The following is an 18,728-nucleotide window of genomic DNA, read 5'->3' as shown; positions in this document are numbered from 1 at the left end:
TATAACGTAACCATAAAGGGAGGAAACAGTTATGATTAAGATCGCCTTATTATTTCCAGGTCAAGGAAGTCAGTACAATATGATGGGGAAAGCTCTTTATGAAAGTTCTCCCGAGGTTAGGGAAATTTTTCATCGAACCAACGAAATTCTCGGATACGATTTGTTAGGCATTATCAACGAAGGGAATTTGGAAAAATTAACGCAGACTGAATATGCGCAGCCTGCGATTTTTGCATACAGCTATGCCATTTTCCAATCCATTTGCAAGGAGAAACAGTTTTTCCCTTCTTTTATGGCTGGTCACAGTCTTGGGGAATTTACGGCTCTTACGTGCGCGGAAGTATTCCGCTATGAGGATGCATTGCGATTGGTCATGGAAAGAGCAACGATCATGCAGCAAGCTACATCGGACGGGTTTGGCGGCATGGCTGCCATTAATGGCTTGCACCCACTTCTGGTCGAAGAGGAATGTGAGCGTGTATCGAACGGTGAGGATAAAATTGTTGTGGCCAATTACAATTCATCCAACCAGGTTGTGATTTCAGGCGCCAACTCTTTGGTGAAAGTCGCCACGGAAAATCTGGCAAAAATCGGTGCCATTACGATTCCTTTGAAGGTCTCTGCTCCTTTCCACACACCGTATCTGGAGCTTAGCAATCAAATGTTCCAGAGGGCTATCGCTCAAACGCAAATGGCTGGGCTAAAATGGCCAGTTATCTCTAATGTGGACGCAAAGCCATACTACCATCCAGCAGAAATCCGGGATAGGCTGAATGTACAAATGACCAGTGCAGTCAGATGGAAAGAGACCATCGATTATATGCTGAGACAAGGAGTGAACACCTTTATTGAGCTGGGGCCAAAAACAGCCTTGACTAATTTGATCAAACGCGACTTCTCGCATGTGCGTGCTTATTCCTATGAAGATAACTATGAGCAAATTATGTCTATTATCGATGAACAGGTGGCGGAAAAACGTCCATCCGTGGTTTCCCGTTCTTTAGGGATCGCTGTGTGCATGAGAAACGAAAACTGGGACGACGCAGAGTATCAAAAAGGCGTAATCGAACCGTACAGAAAAATACAGGCTTTGGGCAACAAACTAGAGGAAGAAGGAAGAGAAGAGTCCTTTGAGGATATAAAGCAAGCGATCGAGATGCTTCGTTCTGTGTTTGTGACGAAAAAAGTGCCGCTGGAAGAGCAAAAAGAGCGTTTCACTCAAATTTTTGACGAGACGAAGAAGAGACATCTGTTTGATGACTTTGCCCCTATCATGTTTGCCGAAAAGGAGGTTGTCAATGAAAAGTAAGCCTCTATTTGACGATATCCACCTCAACTTTGAAGAGGATATCGCAGGTACTTGGGGGGAATTGGGGAAGTCGGCAGATGCTCCGAAAAAAGACGTAGCGATCATTGGGATAGCGGGAAAGCTGGCTGATGCACGCAATGTCAGGGAGTTCTGGAGTAATCTTGTGCTTGGCAAGGATTCTATCCAACGAATCCCTTTGTCGCGTAAACAAGACTACGAAGAACTTCTGTCTTATTTTTTGCAGAAAGATGTTCGGAAAGAACAAAGTGAATATGCGGAAAGCGGATATTTGGATCAAATTGATCTGTTTGATTGTGAGTACTTTTCTATCTCGCGAAAAGAAGCCAAGCTGATGGACCCGAATCAGCGGCTTTTTTTGCAAAGTTGTGTGGAAGCGATGGAAGATGCGGGGTATGGAAAAACTCGATTGCGCGGAAGTCAGACGGGTGTTTTTTTAGGATACAGCAGTGATTTTGGGGGAGAATACAAGCATTTTCTTGCTGTAGACAACGCAGAAATAGCAGACTTGGCGATGACTGGGAATATCAAATCGATCATGGCTGCCAGATTGGCTTATTTGCTCGATCTGCATGGTCCCAGCATGCTGATCGATACGGCATGCTCCTCCTCACTGGTTGCCGTTCATCTTGCGTGCCAATCGATTCGCCGTGATGAGTGCGAGATGGCCTTTGCCGGAGGAGTAAAAATTCAGTTTCAACCCTTTGAAAAGGCCAATACGGGGATCGGCATCGTATCCCCAACCTTCAGAGCGCGTAGCTTTGATCGCGAGGCCGATGGTACCGGCTTGGGTGAAGGTGTGGGAGTAATCTTGCTGAAAGACGCGGAAAAGGCAATCCGAGATGGAGATCATATTTATGCCCTGATCAAGGGAAGTGCCATCAACCAGGATGGGCAATCCATTGGTATAACTGCGCCCAACTCTAAGGCCCAGGAAGACTTGATTATTAGGGCGTGGCAGGATGCAGGCATTCATCCAGAGACCATCTCACTGATCGAGGCTCACGGCACGGCAACCCGCTTGGGCGATCCGGTAGAGATAGAGGGCATCAAAAGAGCTTTTGACAGGTACACCACGAAAAAACAGTTTTGTGCGATTGGGTCGGTCAAAACCAACATCGGCCATTTGGATCATGCAGCCGGAATATCTGGCCTGTTGAAATGTATCCTCGCGTTGCAGCACGAGATTGTGCCGCCAACGTTGCACTTTCAAAGCCCAAACCAAGAAATCGATTTTGTGAATTCGCCTGTTTATGTGAACGACGAAGCTCGGTTGTGGAAAAAGGGGGAGCACCCCCGGAGATGCGGGATCAATTCTTTCGGGTTGAGCGGAACCAACTGCCATCTCATTCTGGAACAATATCACCAATCCGAAGAAGTGTCCTCACAAAAAAACAAAGAAGAACAATGGTACATGCTCGGGTTGTCAGCGAAAAACTCCACTGTACTAGATAAGCTAGTCAGCGATTATGATCAGTGGGTCAAGCAGGCAGGAGTCATCGATCTGGAGAGATTATGCTACACAGCGAATGTTGGTCGGGATCACTTTGCCCATAAACTGGCGATCGTGTTTCAAGACCAAACCGATTTACTGGAAAAGTTGCATTCTGTTCGCAAATCCGGCGTCGAAAAGATTGTCAATGAGCATGTGTTTTATCGGGGGCTTTCGAGCCAGGAAGTAAGAGATGTCAACCTGGGTGGTAAAGAGAATTCCATTTTCGGTGAGATGATCCATTGGGCATTGAAGTATATCGAAGGCGAGCCAATTCCTTGGAACGACTTTTACGCTGGTCAACGGCATCCGTTGATCAGCTTGCCTACGTATCCGTTTCAGGATATTCGCTGCTGGATCGAGCCGAAAGATTTGGAGAAAAAACTCGCACCTCTTGTCGACCAATGCCTTGTAAGCAGTAATGGCGTTGATATTTATGAAACGAAGTATTCGGTCGACACGCATTGGGTACTGGCGGAACATAAAATTGCTGAGCATTACGTTTTGCCTGGAACCGCTTACCTGGAAATGATGAGCCAGATTGTTCGAAAAACGATACCTCATCAGGACGTGTTGGCACTAGAAAACGTTATGTTTTTACAGCCACTTCAAGTTAAAGAAGGGGAAAAAAAGAGCGTCCACATTGTCCTGCAAAAACAAAAGTCATCGTATGACGTCATGGTCACTTCGATGTTGGAACATTCGGACGAGTGGGTCGTTCACTGCCGAGCAAAAGTGCTTGTTCAGTCTGAACAGCAGCATCAGCAAAAGCAACTGTCTCTTCCCGAATTGCTGAGGGGGGCAAACAAGCAGTCGGTATCCGGGTATAAACCGGAGGCTGATGCCCCTGTTCAAACAGGCCCGCATTGGGAGTGCATGAAAGAGATTTATATGGAAGCGGATAGAATTGTCGCCTTTTTTGAACTGCCTGTTCAATTTGCTCATGAGTTGCACACTTTTGTTCTCCATCCTTCTTTGTTGGATTGCGCGGTTAATATCCCGATCAGTCAAATTCGCGATGGATTGTTTTTGCCTTTTCGGTATAAAAAACTCATTTTTTCTGGGGCCATGCCGAGCAGATTTTACAGTTTGCTGCAAATGAAAGAGAAAGATGCGACGACCATGCAGGAAGCAATCTCCTTTGATATCATGCTCCTCAACGAAAAAGGAGAGGTTTTCGCTGAAATACAAGAATACACCTTGAAAAGAGTGAATATGGCAGAAGCAGCTTCCGCCGCGCTCTCTTCCAAAGGGCTGTTTCATCAAATTGTTTGGGAAGCCAGGCCATTGCGTGAAGAAAATAAAAATCAGGACACAACGCCGCACACGCTTGTTTTTAGTGGCCATGACCCTTTCTCTCAACAACTGATGGAGAAACTCAAAAGGAACGGAACCCCTACCATTCTCGTTACGGTTGGTGATCATTTTGCCAAGCTCGATGACTTCCATTATGAGGTTACTGTCAATCAACAAGATTTCGATGCGCTATGGAAGGAAATCGGTAACAAGGCTGTGCAGCGCATCATCCACTGCTTTTCTCTGTCAAAGATCAACGGTGACCAGATTGGAGACGAAGGTTTGTTCAGTCTCTTCTATCTGGCGAAGAGTTTGATTGCCTTAAACGTACGACACAAAATTGATCTGGTCCTGATTGGCGATCAGGCGTTTCCTGTTACAGATACGGAGCCTGCGCTAAATCCGATTCACAATGCTTTCTATCATCTCGGAAAAGTAGTCAGCAGTGAATGGTCTCACTTGCGCTGCCGTTCTATCGATCTGGATACAAATACAGATATCTCTGCGATTATTGCCGAACTGGAGCATCAGCCAGATAGTTACATTGCAGCGTACAGGCGCGGTCAGCGCTTCGTGCAAAAAATGAAGGAGCTGGATCACCAGTCATCCCTACCACAAGAGCTCAGCCTGACTCAATCGGGCTGTTATTTAATCACAGGTGGAACGGGTGGGTTAGGCTTGACCATTGCCTTGCACCTAGCAGGGAAGAAGCCGATCCATTTAGTGTTGATAAGCAGATCAGGCTTTCCGGCAGAAGGCGATTGGGAAGAGATTGTACAAAAAGGAGAGCAACAAGAAGTAATACGAAGGATCAAGATGCTGCAAAAAATTACAGAGTCAGGCAGTACATATACGATCTACAGAGCGGATGTTGCGTGCAAAGAACAGCTAGCGGCCTTGCTCGAAGAAGTCAGAGAAACATTCGGCAGCATCAACGGAGTGATTCATGCAGCTGGAGTAGCCGGGGATCAATTTTTATTCAATAGGGAAGAGGAACGTTTTCGTGAGGTGATTCAAGCCAAAATAGCGGGGAGTTTGAATTTGGCCCAATTAATCACCGAGCCGTTGAAATTTTTCGTCTGCTTTTCATCTGTCTCTACGCTGGAAGGTACGCCAGGACAAGGTGATTATGTGGCGGCAAACGGCTTTTTGGACAGCTTCGTCCACAGCCTACCTGTCTATCAAAACGGAATTACGCTAAATTGGGCGCCGTGGGAAGAGATCGGTATGGCCTATGATTATGGAACCTTCCAAAAAGAGCTGATCTTCCACCTGCTGTCATCGAATACTGCTGTTACTGCATTTGATGCTGCACTTGCCCTTGGCGAGAAACAAATAGTGATAGGTAGAATCAATAAAGAGGTGGCTATAAAGAATTTCCAAAGCAACTTCTTTTACGAGGGAAACAGACTGTTGATCGATTATGTGGAACAGGCGAAGGGGCCTCGAGAAAACCATATTGCGCAGACGTCCCCAAGCGTGTTTCATGGGAATCCAAGGCACGCTTCCCTGCACGAAATCAAAGAGTTGATTCGCCAGTTATGGATCACACTGTTGGAATCTGATTCCATTCAAATGGATGATAATTTTACGTCCCTTGGAGGGAATTCCATTTTTGCTGTATATCTGCTCCAGGAATTGGAAAAGTTCTTTCCAGATCAACTGGGCATCTCGGATATTTTTACTTATCCCACGATTAATAAGATGGCCGAATATCTGTATTCCAGAATAGGAAGTGAGCAACCACTATCATCCGGCAGTATGGATCAGGAGGATGAAGATCAAAATCTCGATCAAATCTTGCATCGCTTAGCCAACGGTGAGCTCGATGTGGAAGAGATCGATCGATTGCTGGGAGAAGAGGAATGAAAGAAACGAGAAAATACATTTATCAGCAGATAAAGGATCAGCAATTAAGCGTCGAGAAGTCCAAGGTCATTCTGAAAGAGATTAAAAATGCAGGCTTGAAAAAAAACAAGGATATCGCGATTATCGGGATGGCTGGCCGCTTCCCGGGTGCTAGCAATCTGGATGAATACTGGCACAATTTGATCGCCGAGGTCGACTGCATCACGGATTTTCCGAAGAGCAGGCAAACGGGTGTCGAAGGATTTATCAGCAAGATGTATCAGGGAGCTTCAGCAGACGTTGTCTATGAAAAGGGCGGGTATTTGGATCATATTGATCATTTTGACGCGGAATATTTCAAGATTTCCAATAAGGAATCCGTCATGATGGACCCCATGCAACGTCTTCTCTTGACTACCGTTATGGAAACCGTGGAGGATGCTGGGTACGGCGGAAATCGAATCGTTTCATCCAAAACCGGCGTTTTTATTGGAAGAGACCACACTGTAGGGAACATGTACACGCACTTGTTGGACCAAACGGACGAGCTGGCGCTTACTGGTTCCTATACCGGCATTTTGGCCAGCCGGATTTCCTATTTTCTCGATTTAAAGGGACCTAGCGTGGTCGTGGATTCCGCTTGTTCATCAGGATTGTTAGCCATTCACAATGCGTGTCAAGCAATCAGGAACAACGAATGCGATATGGCGATTGCAGGCGGCGTTTCCCTGATTTTCTTCCCGGTTAAAAACCCTGCGTTTGGCTTGGTGGAATCCAAACTACATCTAGTTAAGCCTTTTGACAAAAACGCAGATGGAACGCTATGGGGAGAAGGGTTTGGGGCATTATTACTGAAGCCACTGGATAAAGCCATCCAGGATCGGGATCATATTCATGCCGTGGTCAAAGGAAGTGCGGCCAATAACGATGGGAAATCGAATGGAATCACAGCACCCAATGCGATCGCTCAAGAAGAAGTGTTCACAAAAGCCTGGATGAATGCCGAGATTCCCCCCGAGACGATCCGATTTATTGAAGCACATGGTACAGGCACAGTTCTTGGCGATCCAATCGAAGTACAAGCACTAAGCAATGCTTTTAAAAAATATACGTCGAAGAAACAGTTTTGCGGAATCGGTTCGGTGAAATCAAATATCGGTCATCTTGCGGCCGCTTCAGGGATCGCTTCTGTCTTTAAAGTAATTATGTCCCTCAAACATAAGAAGATGGTCAGCACCCTTCATTTTGACGATCCGAATCCTTTCATCGACTTTATGGGCTCTCCGCTCTATATGGTGGACAAGCTCCAGGAATGGCAGCGGGATCAACAGGATATTCCACTCCGCGCAGGTGTGAGTTCATTTGGTTTTAGCGGCACGAATTGCCATCTCGTACTGGAGGAAGCGCCGGTTGAAAAAGCGGATGCCCCGTCAGTCCGTCCTTTTCAGATTTTTACCGCTTCGGCTAAAGATAAAGAGACCTTGTTCGAATTGATATCTCGCTATCGCCATTTTGTCAATCATCAGGAGAACTTGTCTTTGGAGGAGCTTTGTTTTACTTCGGTAATGGGTAGAGGGCATTATACATGCCGTCTTGCCCTAATCGTTCGCAGTTTGCAAGAATTAAAAGAAAAGCTGAATCAGGTCTTTTTGGAGCGTCTTCCCTACAGTCGAGAGGTCGAAGGAATCTATTACAACGAGTTCAAGGTCGTTCCAGAAAGCAAATTGGATAAAGCAAATGGTGAGATTACCGAATTGGGCTTGCATCAGTTGCTGGATAAAGCTCGGCAAGTGATTACCAGCGTTTCCTCTGATGATTTTCAGGGGATGTCTGACATCTGCCAGCTCTATGTGCGGGGAGCGGAAATAGATTGGCGGTATTTCTATCAGTCCGGGGAGTACCATCGATTGTCGTTACCTCCTTATCCTTTTAAAAAGACCGTTTTTTGGCCGCAGGTGGATGTGGGTCAGGGAGGAGAGACTCGAACGCTGATCCCGCAAAATAAGGAAGTCATTCCTGGCCCTAAAGTATTGGAATCCTATCGGCAGAGCATCTATGAAATGCCATTACGGATGGAAAATCAGTGGATTTTGCAAGAGCATCTCATGATGGGGTACCATATCGTGCCTGCGACCGCTTTCATAGAATGGGCGAGAAAAGCTGGATACAGTCATTATGGAAACGACGCTTTTGAGTTGCGGGATTTTCGGTTGATCAGTCCGTTGATAATCTCGGAGAAACAAGAGCATTTGGTCCATACGATTTTAGAAAGTCAAGATGATCAAATTCACTTGCGTATAGTGAACCGTAATTCTTCCCATCACGCGGGAGTCAATCACGAGTGGCAACTGAATGTGGAAGGAAAAATCATTCCTGTCGAAGCTGCAAAGGCTCCTTGGATGGATCTTCAGCGGATCAGGGAAGAAGGCGCTTGGGAGCAGGTAGAAGCGAAAATTGAAACCATACGTGGGCGTACCAAATTTGGTCCGCGATGGAACAATATTCATTCTCTGGCGAAATGCGAAGATCGTGTGCTGGTCCAGGTGAAATTGCCAGAAAATTACCTAGATGACTTTTCGGTGTACGGCTTTCATCCAGCTTTACTAGATACCGGGCTAAATGCTGTAACCATGTTTATCTTGGAAAATCTCTACCTCCCTTTTTCCTTTAAGCGCATGAGCATCTACGGAAAAATGCCTTCGTCGTTTTACAGCTACCTGCGCAAGAGGGAAGCTCAGGGGGATAACCGAGAGACGGTTTCCTACGATATCAGCCTGATCGACGAGCAAGGAAATGTATTTGCGGAAGTAGAGAACTATACGTTGAAACGTGTCTCTTCTGCCATGGTCGCCCAAGATTTGTTTTATCAGATTCGTTGGGTACAATCACCGTTTAAAGGAAACGGGAATATCACAACGGATGGCAGCGTGCTGTTGTTCGGCAACGAAAACAGGATAACTCGAGAGTTGATGCAACGCTGGGAAGCGAGTGGAGTCGAGCTGATTCAGGTCGCTCACGGCGCTGGCTATCGAAAAGAGCAAGAAACGAAGTATGTGGTAGGCCACGAGGAAACCGATTATGAGCAACTCTTTTCCGATTTGAAAGAGCGGAAGATAAGCCGGATTGTTCATGCCTATGCCCTCGACGAAAACAGTCCAGCCCCTAGCCTTTCCAGACTGAAAACGATTCAGGCACACAGTATCCAAAGCTTGTTTTATTTGGTGAAATCACTCGTTCAGGCAAAATACAAGCAAGAGCTGGAACTCGTCGTGCTGGGTCAAAACGGCTGGGAAGTGACAGGCAGTGAAGAAGAGATTGAGCCATGTCATACGGCACTGTTCCAATTAGGAAAAGTAGTGAATGCCGAGTATCCTCAAGTGAAGTGCCGCAGTATCGATCTCGACACGGGCACCGATTGCGAAAATATTTTGGCAGAAATATACACGGAAACAGACGCTTACCAGGTTGCCTATCGTGGAAATGAACGGTATGTGGAGGAATTCGGCCGATGTGCAGTTGAGGAGCCTGTTGAGCCATTGGAGCTGCAAGAAGACGGGTTGTATCTTATTACTGGCGGAACTGGCGGGATTGGACTGGAGATTGCCAAACATCTGGCATCCCGTAGCAAAATCCGCCTGGGCTTAATCAGTAGAAGCGGACTTCCCCCTCGTGAAGTCTGGGAGCAACTCAAGCAAAGCGACATGGATGCCAAGACGCGGCGAATCATTGAGAGTGTAGAAGAAATTGAGCAATCAGGCAGCAAAATCATGGTCTGCTCGTGCGATATAGCCGACGAGCAGCAGGTAGCAGCTACTTTGAAAAAGCTACGTGAGGGATTCGGCGAGGTCAAAGGAATCATTCATGCGGCAGGGGTAGCAGGCAGCGGTTTTCTGTTTACGAAAACATGGTCCGACTTTACGAAGGTGACCAAGCCGAAAATCGAGGGCAGCTATTTGCTGTACAACTTGCTGGAAGAGCGCCCTGACTTCTTCGTTCTGTTTTCCTCCGTGGCAACCGTGGAGGGCAGCCCGGGACAGAGCGATTACATTGCCGGGAATGGGTATCTGGACGGCTTTGCCTCTTACTTGCGCAAGCGAGGCATTCGTGCCACGACGATCAATTGGACCGCGTGGGAAGAAACAGGCATGGCGGCGGACTATGGCGTGGCAAATAGCAATGGACTGTTCAAGCCGTTGAAAACAAATGAAGCCACTGCCGCTTTTGAACAGGTACTGGCGATGAATCTTAGTCAGGTGGTAATCGCATCGGTCAACAGAGAATGGTTACGGGATAGACATGAAGGTCTATTTTTGAAACTAGAGGCTGGTCTGATAGAGAAGGTTGTTGGCTCCGGTGCTCCTTCTACTTCGCACAGTGTGAAGCGTACCTTTACGATCATTGGCCGAAAAGAGGAGACGTATGACGAAATCGAGCAAAAGGTCTCCGGAATCTGGGCTGAGACCATGCACTTATCAACTATCAACATCTATGATAGTTTTCTGGATGTGGGAGGGGATTCACTCATAGCAACCCAGTTGCTGAAAAAACTGGATAACGAGTTTCCGGGTGTTCTCGACTTGCCCGATTTATTTACCTATTCTTCGGTAGCGGTACTAGCTGATTATATCAAGCAGGAGCAAGGCAGGCAGCAAAGGAAGAAAGCCGAGGTGACAGAAAAAGTGGAAGAACGAAACGCAACCTCCATCGAATCGTTTGACCAACAGCTAGAATCCATCTTGGACAGCCTTTCATCCGGTGATCAATCTGTAGAAGATATGGTCGATCTTTTGTCGCAGCGGAGGAATCGGATAGATGAATAACATTGATCAAATCAATACACTTATCCTGGAAAGCGTAAAATCCAATCGCCTAGACAAAGAGCTTGCACGTAAGTTGCTGCATCAATTGAATACAGGTCAGACTGAGGCCGAAAAAAATACCAGTACGGATATCGCCATCATTGGCATTTCTTGCCGGTTTCCTTTTGCAGACAATCTAGAGCAGTATTGGGCCAACCTGCTAAACGGGATGAATTGTATAACTGATTTTCCACTCAAGCGACGCAGGGATACAGACCCCTTGCTACAGAACCGCTGGGGTGAGCCTGAATATGCGAAAGGCAGCTATCTGGAAGACATAGATCGATTTGACGCAGACTATTTTCGTGTCTCTCCGAAGGAAGCCGAGTTCATGGACCCGCATCAGCGCTTGATGCTGGAAGTCACAGCGGAAGCGATTGAAGATGCGGGATATATGGGTGATAAAATATACGGTTCCCATACGGGAGTATTTATCGGAAGAGATCACCATTCTTCCGGTCTTTATCAACAATTCATCGATTCTTCCAACGAATTGGCCATGACCGGCAATCTGCCCAGTTTTCTCTCTGGCAGGATTGCCTTTTTCTTTAATCTTACCGGACCGAATCAAGTCATTGATACCGCTTGCTCATCTGGTTTAGTGGCGGTCCATCATGCCTGCGAATCCTTGATTAAAAAAGAATGTCAATTGGCCATCGCCGGAGGCATCAGTTTGAATTTGGTGCCGATTGCCAACTCCTCTTTTAAAATCGTGGAAAACAATGACGGCATCGTAAGGCCATTTGATAGCCAAGCCAAAGGAACCACATGGGGGGAAGGACTGTCGGCCATCCTTCTGAAGCCTTTGCAGGACGCCTTGAAAGATGGGGACCGGATTTACTCGGTGATCAAAGCCAGTGGAGTGAACAGCGACGGGGCTTCCAACTACATCACCGCTCCCAACCCGCAGGCACAGGAGCAGCTCCTGATTGATGTGTGGAACAAAGCAGGGATTCATCCCGAAACCATTACCTACATCGAAACACACGGTACCGGTACCGTTATTGGCGATCCGATCGAAATTAAGGCGATGAGGCACGCTTTTCATCAATATACGAGCAAAAAACAGTTTTGTGGAATTGGTTCCGTAAAATCTAACATCGGTCATCTGGTAGGTGCTTCGGGGATGGCATCGCTGCTTAAAGTAGTTTTGTCGTTGAAGCATAAACAACTCGTTCCCACGATAAATTTTGAGGAGCCAAATCCCTATATCCCTTTCTCCGAATCTCCATTTTATATGGTCGACCAGCCTATCGCCTGGAAAACCGGTGATATGCCGCGTCGAGCTGGTATTAGCTCGTTTGGCTTCAGCGGCATGAATTGCCACGTGCTATTGGAGGAATGGAAACAAAATGATACGCAGAAGGACGAGCATGAGACACCCCACATTTTTACCGTGTCTGCCAAAAACCGTACAAATTTATTGGATTTATTGCAACGATACTGCCAATATTTGCAATCGAATCAGCAGGAAAATTTCCGCAATCTCGTCTATACGGCACAAGTTGGACGGGAGCATTTTTCTCATCGCTTAGCGATTATTGCACAGAGCACCAGCGAACTGTTGAACAAAATCGCTTCGGTTCTCTCGCTGGACTTGGACAATTTGCCTGAAGTGCTTGGATATTATGGACATTCTCCTATCGCTCAGAAAGCAAAAAATCATATGATTCAACCAGACGCATGGGAGAAAGAAAAACAACCAATCCATGAAAAAGCTAGCCAAATGATTCATAACTGGACAGAAATCGGGGCAATGGCTAATGCTGACTCTCTCCATGAATTGGCGAAATTGTATGTACAAGGTGCCCGAGTTCACTGGAGGAAGCTATACGGAGGTCAAACTCTCAAAACAGTCGAACTGCCTTTCTACCCATTCAGCAGGGTGAGGCATTGGCCGACCGATAAGAAGACAGAGACAGCTACTGAAAAAGGACAGTCATTAACGGGAGAGTGCGTCATCTCTACCACCGGTTTGCGCGTTTACGTAGCGAAGGCATCGATGCGAGAGCTTTGGATGTTGCAGGAGCATCGCATTTTCGATAACGGAGTATTGCCAGGAGTGGCCTATCTGGAGATGGCAAAGGCCGCAAGCGAGTACTTTTTCCCGAAAGCAACCGTGGTGATTAAGAATGTTACTTTGCAAAGTATGCTGACATGCTCTTTGGATGAAACAAGGATTGTCCATACAATCATCCATGAAGAGCATGATCACATCACCTTTACGATCGCCAGCATGAAAGAAAATGATCCTACAGAGAGTTGGATCACTCATGCACAAGGGGAAGTTCATCGGCAGGAAGATCGCAAAAAACAGACTCACTCGATTGAGCAGATCATCCGCAAGATGGATGAACAGGACGTAGAAAAATTCACCCCTCTCTATTCGGGATTCATTCAGTACGGTTCACAATGGAAATGTATCGATCAATTTTATGAAAACGCAGGATCTGCACTGCTTCATGTCCGATTGGCAGATGAGCGAGAGCGTGGCCAGTATTCGCTTCATCCGGCAATGCTGGATACGGCACTGAGCTTCTGGCATCTGTTGAAACAGTCCGAAGAAACCCACGTGTCTTATTACTTCCCGTTTTATTACCAAGCGTTCCATCTCTACCGGGACATGCCCACTTCTTTTTACAGTTATCTGCGAAAGAGGGAAGCGCGGGGAGATAACCGGGAGACGGTTTCCTACGATATCAGCCTGATCGACGAGCAAGGAAATGTATTTGCGGAAGTAGAGAACTATACGTTAAAACGTGTCTCTTCTGCCATGGTCGCCCAAGATTTGTTTTATCAGATTCGCTGGGTGCAATCACCGCTTAAAGGAAGCGAGAATATCACAACGGATGGCAGTGTGCTGTTGTTTGGTAACGAAAACAGGACAACTCGAGAGTTGATGCAACGTTGGGAAGCGAGTGGAGTTGAGCTGATTCAGGTCGCTAACGGCGATGGCTATCGAAAAGAGCGAGAAACGAAGTATGTGGTAGGCCACGATGAAACCGATTATCATCAACTCTTTTCCGATTTGAAAGAGCGAAAGATAAGCCGGATTGTTCATGCCTATGCCCTCGACGAAAACAGTCCAGCCCCCAGCCTTTCCAGACTGAAAACGATTCAGGCACACAGTATCCAGAGCTTGTTTTATTTGGTGAAATCACTCGTTCAGGCAAAATACAAGCAAGAGCTGGAGCTTGTCGTACTGGGCCGGAACGGCTGGGAAGTGACGGGAAGCGAAGAAGAGATTGAGCCGTGTCATACGGCACTGTTCCAACTGGGAAAAGTAGTGAATACGGAGTACCCTAATGTGAAGTGTCGCAGTATCGATCTCGATGTGGATACGGATTGTGAAAGTCTTTTGGCAGAAATATACACGGAAACAGCCACTTACCAGGTTGCCTATCGTGGAAATGAACGGTATGTGGAGGAATTCGGCCGTTGTGCAGTTGAGGAGCCTGTTCAGCCACTGGAGCTGCAAGAAAACGGGTTGTATCTCATTACCGGCGGAACTGGCGGGATTGGATTGGAAATTGCCAAACATCTGGCATCCCGAAGCAAAATCTGCCTGGGTTTAATCAGTAGAAGCGGACTTCCCCCTCGTGAAGTTTGGGAGGAGCTCAAGCAAAGTGACACGGATAAGAAAACACGGCGAATCATCGAGAGTGTGGAAGAGATTGAGCGATCAGGTAGCAAAATTATGGTCTGCTCGTGCGATATAGCCGACGAGCAGCAGGTAGCAGCTACTTTGAAACAGCTACGTGAGGAATTCGGCGAGGTCAAAGGAATCATTCATGCGGCAGGAGTAGCAGGCAGCGGTTTTCTGTTTACGAAAACATGGTCCGACTTTACGAAGGTCACCAAGCCGAAAATCGAAGGCAGCTATTTGCTGTACAACTTGCTGGAAGAGCGCCCTGACTTCTTCATTCTGTTTTCCTCCGTGGCGACCGTGGAGGGCAGCCCGGGACAGAGCGATTACATTGCCGCGAATGGGTATCTGGACGGCTTCGCCTCTTACCTACGCAAGCGAGGCATTCGTGCCACGACGATCAATTGGACCGCGTGGGAAGAAACTGGCATGGCGGCGGACTATGGCGTGACAGACGGCAACGGACTGTTCAAGCCGCTGAGAACGGCTCAGGCCATTCAGGCATTTACCTCCCTACCTGAGCATCCACGGGTAATCATCGCGGATATACGCTTTGAGCAGATAGATGAATCACTAGCCAAACGTTTCCCGTTGCGGTTGGCACCTGGCATGGTCCGGAAAGTTACCAATCGAGCAGCATCGTCTGCCGCTGGGGATGCTCTTTCTATCGACATTTCCATTGTCGGAAAAAATCAAGATGAACTCACAGACACCGAGAAAAAATTGGCACACGTCTGGGCTAACACATTTGGGTTATCAGAGATTGATCTGCAGAAAAGCTTCTACGAAGTCGGCGGAGACTCTATTATCGCTACGCAAATGGCGAATCTCTTAAATACGCATCTGAATAAGCCTATCTCTATCGCTGAAATTTTTGAATTTCCAACGATCCCTGAGCTTTCGGCTTATTTGGACCAATCTTTGCTACCATCACAAGCGACACCTGTGAAGCCATCCGCAACAACTGAGCAAAGCAATGGGCATGATCTCTCCAAAGCACAGTATCGGATTTGGTTTTTGCAAAACTATGATCGACAAACGACCGCCTATCATTTACCAGTCATCAAACACGTGAAGATGGCGGTTGACCTGGATGTGCTGCAGCAAGCCCTAGACGTCTTGACGAAGCGCCACGCCTCGTTGCGTACCGTCTTCAAAAATGTCGATGGTATTCCGAAACAATTCGTTTTACCTGATTGGAAAAATGTCATTCATTACAGAGATTATCAACAGGAACCTCTTCGAGAGGAGCTGTCAGCCAAACGACTGGATGAGCAGAATGCCACTCCGTTTGATTTTGAGCAACCATTGTTCAGGATGGAATTGCATCGTTTGTCTACTGTTGAACATCGTATTTGTGTAAATATGCATCACATCATTTCGGATGGCTGGAGTGTCGGTTTATTTTTCCAGGAATTGATGGAGCTGTATGAGCAAATTCGTTCGAAGCGTGCAATCCAGTTACCAGCGATTCCTTTACAGTATACAAACTGGGTGGAGCAGGAGAGAAGATGGCTCGATTCTGAGGAATTCCAGCACATGGAAAACTATTGGATGAACGAGCTCGCTAAGCCGCTTCCGGTACTCAACTTACCAACCGATTACGAACGCCCTTATTCTCTCGTCTACGACGGCAGTTATATCAAATTCATGGTATCGAAAGAGAAAACCGAACAATTACGTTTGCTTGCGAGAAATCGATCCACCACTTTGTATATGACAGTCTTGGCTGTCTATTTTCTTTTCCTGCACAAAATTAGCCAAGAAGACGACATCATTGTCGGGTTCCCAGTTTCCGGCAGAGAAAAACAGGAGTGGGAGAACGTCATCGGTTTATTTATGAACATGGTTTGCATTCGGGTCGATTTTGGTGGACTTTCCCGTTTTGACGAGGTTCTAGAGGCCATCAAACACAAATGTGTCAGAGCTTATGCTAATGGCCGATATCCGTTCAATACACTCGTCGAGAAGCTGAACCCGGATAGAGATCAGAGCAGAACGCCTGTTTTCTCCACGATATTCCAGCTATACGATAACGTCCCGCAAGATAATGACCGCATCAGCCTCTATGATCTGAGCTGCATTTGCAAAATGGAGCAGGAGCAAATGGAAGTAAGGATGGAATACAAGACGACGCTGTTTGCAGAGGGGACTATTAAGAAATATGTTGACTATTTTTCATTTTTAATTGATCAGGTCATTGGTAATCCGGAAGCCTTGCTTAGCCGCTATGAGTTATTGGATGCCGAGCACAAGGCAAACATGTTCGGAATGTTCAATCCGCCCTCTGTCGTCATGGATGCCCCGAACCAGGTACATCGGTTATTTGAGGCGCAAGTGAAGAAAAATCCCGATCAGATCGCAGTGGTTTTTGAGGCAAGGAGTCTTACCTACAAACAAATAGATGAGCAATCCAACCAATTGGCCGCATTCCTTACGCAAATCATCGGTCATGAGTCGCGGGAACCAATCGGCGTCTATTTGCCAAGAGGCATCGAGATGGTCATCGCGCTTTTGGGGATACTTAAGTCCGGTCGTCCGTATATACCGTTGGATGTTGATTTTCCGAACGAACGCATTGCTTATATGATCCGTCATAGCCAACTGAAAACGGTTTTGTCGGAAAAGGGCTTCATTCCAACACTGGAGGAAATCGCAGGGACTCATCTGGAGACGATTGTGGATGTATCGGGGGATGTCTTATTAGCAGAAACGACTGGTCATCTTCGGTACTATGGCAATTCACATATCCGCAAGCAATTGACGGATACTGTTGATGGACCGGAATCTGAGTTAATGTACGTTATTTATACCTCAGGCTCGACTGGAACGCCGAAAGGGGTCATGGTTACCCAGCAAAATGTCATCAATTATCTCTTATGGAGTCAGCAGCAATTCCGTTTGGGATCTTCGCACAATATGATGCTGGTGACTTCCATCAGTTTTGATATTTCAGTTTTTGAAATGTTTGGCTGTTTGGCGAGTGGAGCAACCTTGCATATTGTGTCACCAGAGCGCTTAAGGGACCCCGCTTTGTTATTTTCCTATCTAGCGGAAAATCGGATTAATGTCTGGCATTCTGTTCCTACTTTGATCAGTCAATTCATGCTTGGTCTTGCTCAACAGGATGGGCAACAATTGGCTTGCTTGCAACAGTTTGAAACTATTCTGATCGGCGGAGAAGCCTGGAGTCCTATGCTAGCCAAAGAGATTCGAAGCTATTTCCCCAATGCCAAACTGTACAACATGTATGGACCGACGGAAGCAACCATTTGGGCTACGTGTTACGAAGTGGAAAGTGATTTGAAGGGAAAATCGATTGTTCCGCTTGGTCAGCCAATTCTGAACAACCAAATTTATATTTTGGACAAAGATGGAAATTTATGCGGAACTGGCGTATCGGGTGAAATTTGCATAAGTGGTGCTGGTGTTACCCCTGGGTATTTCCGTGACAGGGAGAAGACCGCACAAGCATTTCGCTCCCATCCCTTTACGGATCAGATCGTCTATCATACCGGAGATCTGGGCAAATATGGGATGGATGGACAGATTGAATATATTTCACGCAACGATGGAATGGTCAAAGTAAGAGGATACCGGATTGAAACGGGGGAAATCGAACATAAAATCGAAGCAATGCCAGGGATCAAGTCCGTTGTCGTTGTAGCTGTCAAAGAAAGTGAATCCAATAAATTGATTTGCTATTATACATCGACCCGAGACATCGGGGCTCCGGAATTTCAAGAATTTTTGCGTCAGTCGCTTCCTTCTTATATGATCCCGGCGAGATTTGTACGCCTGGAGGCGATGCCCGTCACCTCCAATCAAAAAATCGATCGAAAAACGTTGCAGGCTATGACTCTTCCACATGATTCTGTGGAGCAAGGTGAACTGCATGTGCCTGGAAATGAAGTGGAAAGCTTTTTGCTCCAGATATGGCAAGAGTTGCTGGGCATCGAACAGATCGGGACAAAACAGAACTTTTTTGATCTCGGAGGAAATTCGCATCTGATCGTTCAATTGCAAGCCAAAATTGAAGAGAAGTATCCGCATCGAATCAAGGTCATCGATTTGTTCGAGTGCAAAACGATTAGTGCCATGGCGCAGCACATCCAAAAAGTCCAGTCAGATCAAGGACAGCCAAGAGTGAAGAGGGAAGGGCAATCAGAAGAAATCGGCGATATTTTACAGCTATTGGATGAATTTAGCGAAGGGGAAGCATCGGTAGAAGATATCCTGAAAAAATTAGGAGAGTAAGCT

General features: G+C 46.6%; 4 protein-coding genes. All 4 read left to right on the top strand.

Annotated elements, in window-relative coordinates; genetic code table 11:
* Window positions 1-31 precede the first annotated feature (31 nt).
* The 4 genes from fabD to ASG16_RS28010 are packed head-to-tail and all read left to right on the top strand — an operon-like array spanning window position 32 to window position 18,725.
* The gene (gene fabD, locus ASG16_RS28025; RefSeq protein ID WP_056487447.1) at window positions 32-1,309 is read left to right on the top strand and encodes an ACP S-malonyltransferase; all 1,278 of its coding nucleotides are present in this window, start codon (window positions 32-34) and stop codon (window positions 1,307-1,309) included.
* Window positions 1,299-5,984, top strand: a complete 4,686-nt coding sequence (locus tag ASG16_RS28020) for a type I polyketide synthase (RefSeq protein ID WP_056487441.1) — start codon at window positions 1,299-1,301, stop codon at window positions 5,982-5,984. Before fabD ends, ASG16_RS28020 begins: the two co-directional genes overlap by 11 nt.
* Window positions 5,981-10,783 carry an SDR family NAD(P)-dependent oxidoreductase gene (locus ASG16_RS28015; RefSeq protein ID WP_111914529.1) on the top strand — a complete coding sequence of 1,601 codons (4,803 nt, stop codon included), beginning with the start codon at window positions 5,981-5,983 and terminating at the stop codon, window positions 10,781-10,783. Before ASG16_RS28020 ends, ASG16_RS28015 begins: the two co-directional genes overlap by 4 nt.
* Entirely contained in the window at window positions 10,776-18,725 is a 7,950-nt protein-coding gene (locus tag ASG16_RS28010; protein WP_111914527.1) for a non-ribosomal peptide synthetase, read from the top strand. Before ASG16_RS28015 ends, ASG16_RS28010 begins: the two co-directional genes overlap by 8 nt.
* The last annotated feature ends 3 nt before the right edge of the window (window positions 18,726-18,728 follow it).

This window comes from Brevibacillus sp. Leaf182, from assembly GCF_001423865.2.
Lineage (GTDB): Bacteria > Bacillota > Bacilli > Brevibacillales > Brevibacillaceae > Brevibacillus > Brevibacillus brevis_C.
The sequence above is the reverse complement of the archived record's forward strand: the minus strand, read 5'-3'. Positions and strand labels throughout refer to the sequence as shown.

What these genes read in the sequence shown, in the direction of transcription:
- ASG16_RS28020 (WP_056487441.1), top strand. Translation starts at nt 1,299, where the DNA reads ATGAAAAGTAAGCCTCTATTTGACGATATCCACCTCAACTTTGAAGAG.
- ASG16_RS28010 (WP_111914527.1), top strand. Translation starts at nt 10,776, where the DNA reads ATGAATAACATTGATCAAATCAATACACTTATCCTGGAAAGCGTAAAA.
- fabD (WP_056487447.1), top strand. Translation starts at nt 32, where the DNA reads ATGATTAAGATCGCCTTATTATTTCCAGGTCAAGGAAGTCAGTACAAT.
- ASG16_RS28015 (WP_111914529.1), top strand. Translation starts at nt 5,981, where the DNA reads ATGAAAGAAACGAGAAAATACATTTATCAGCAGATAAAGGATCAGCAA.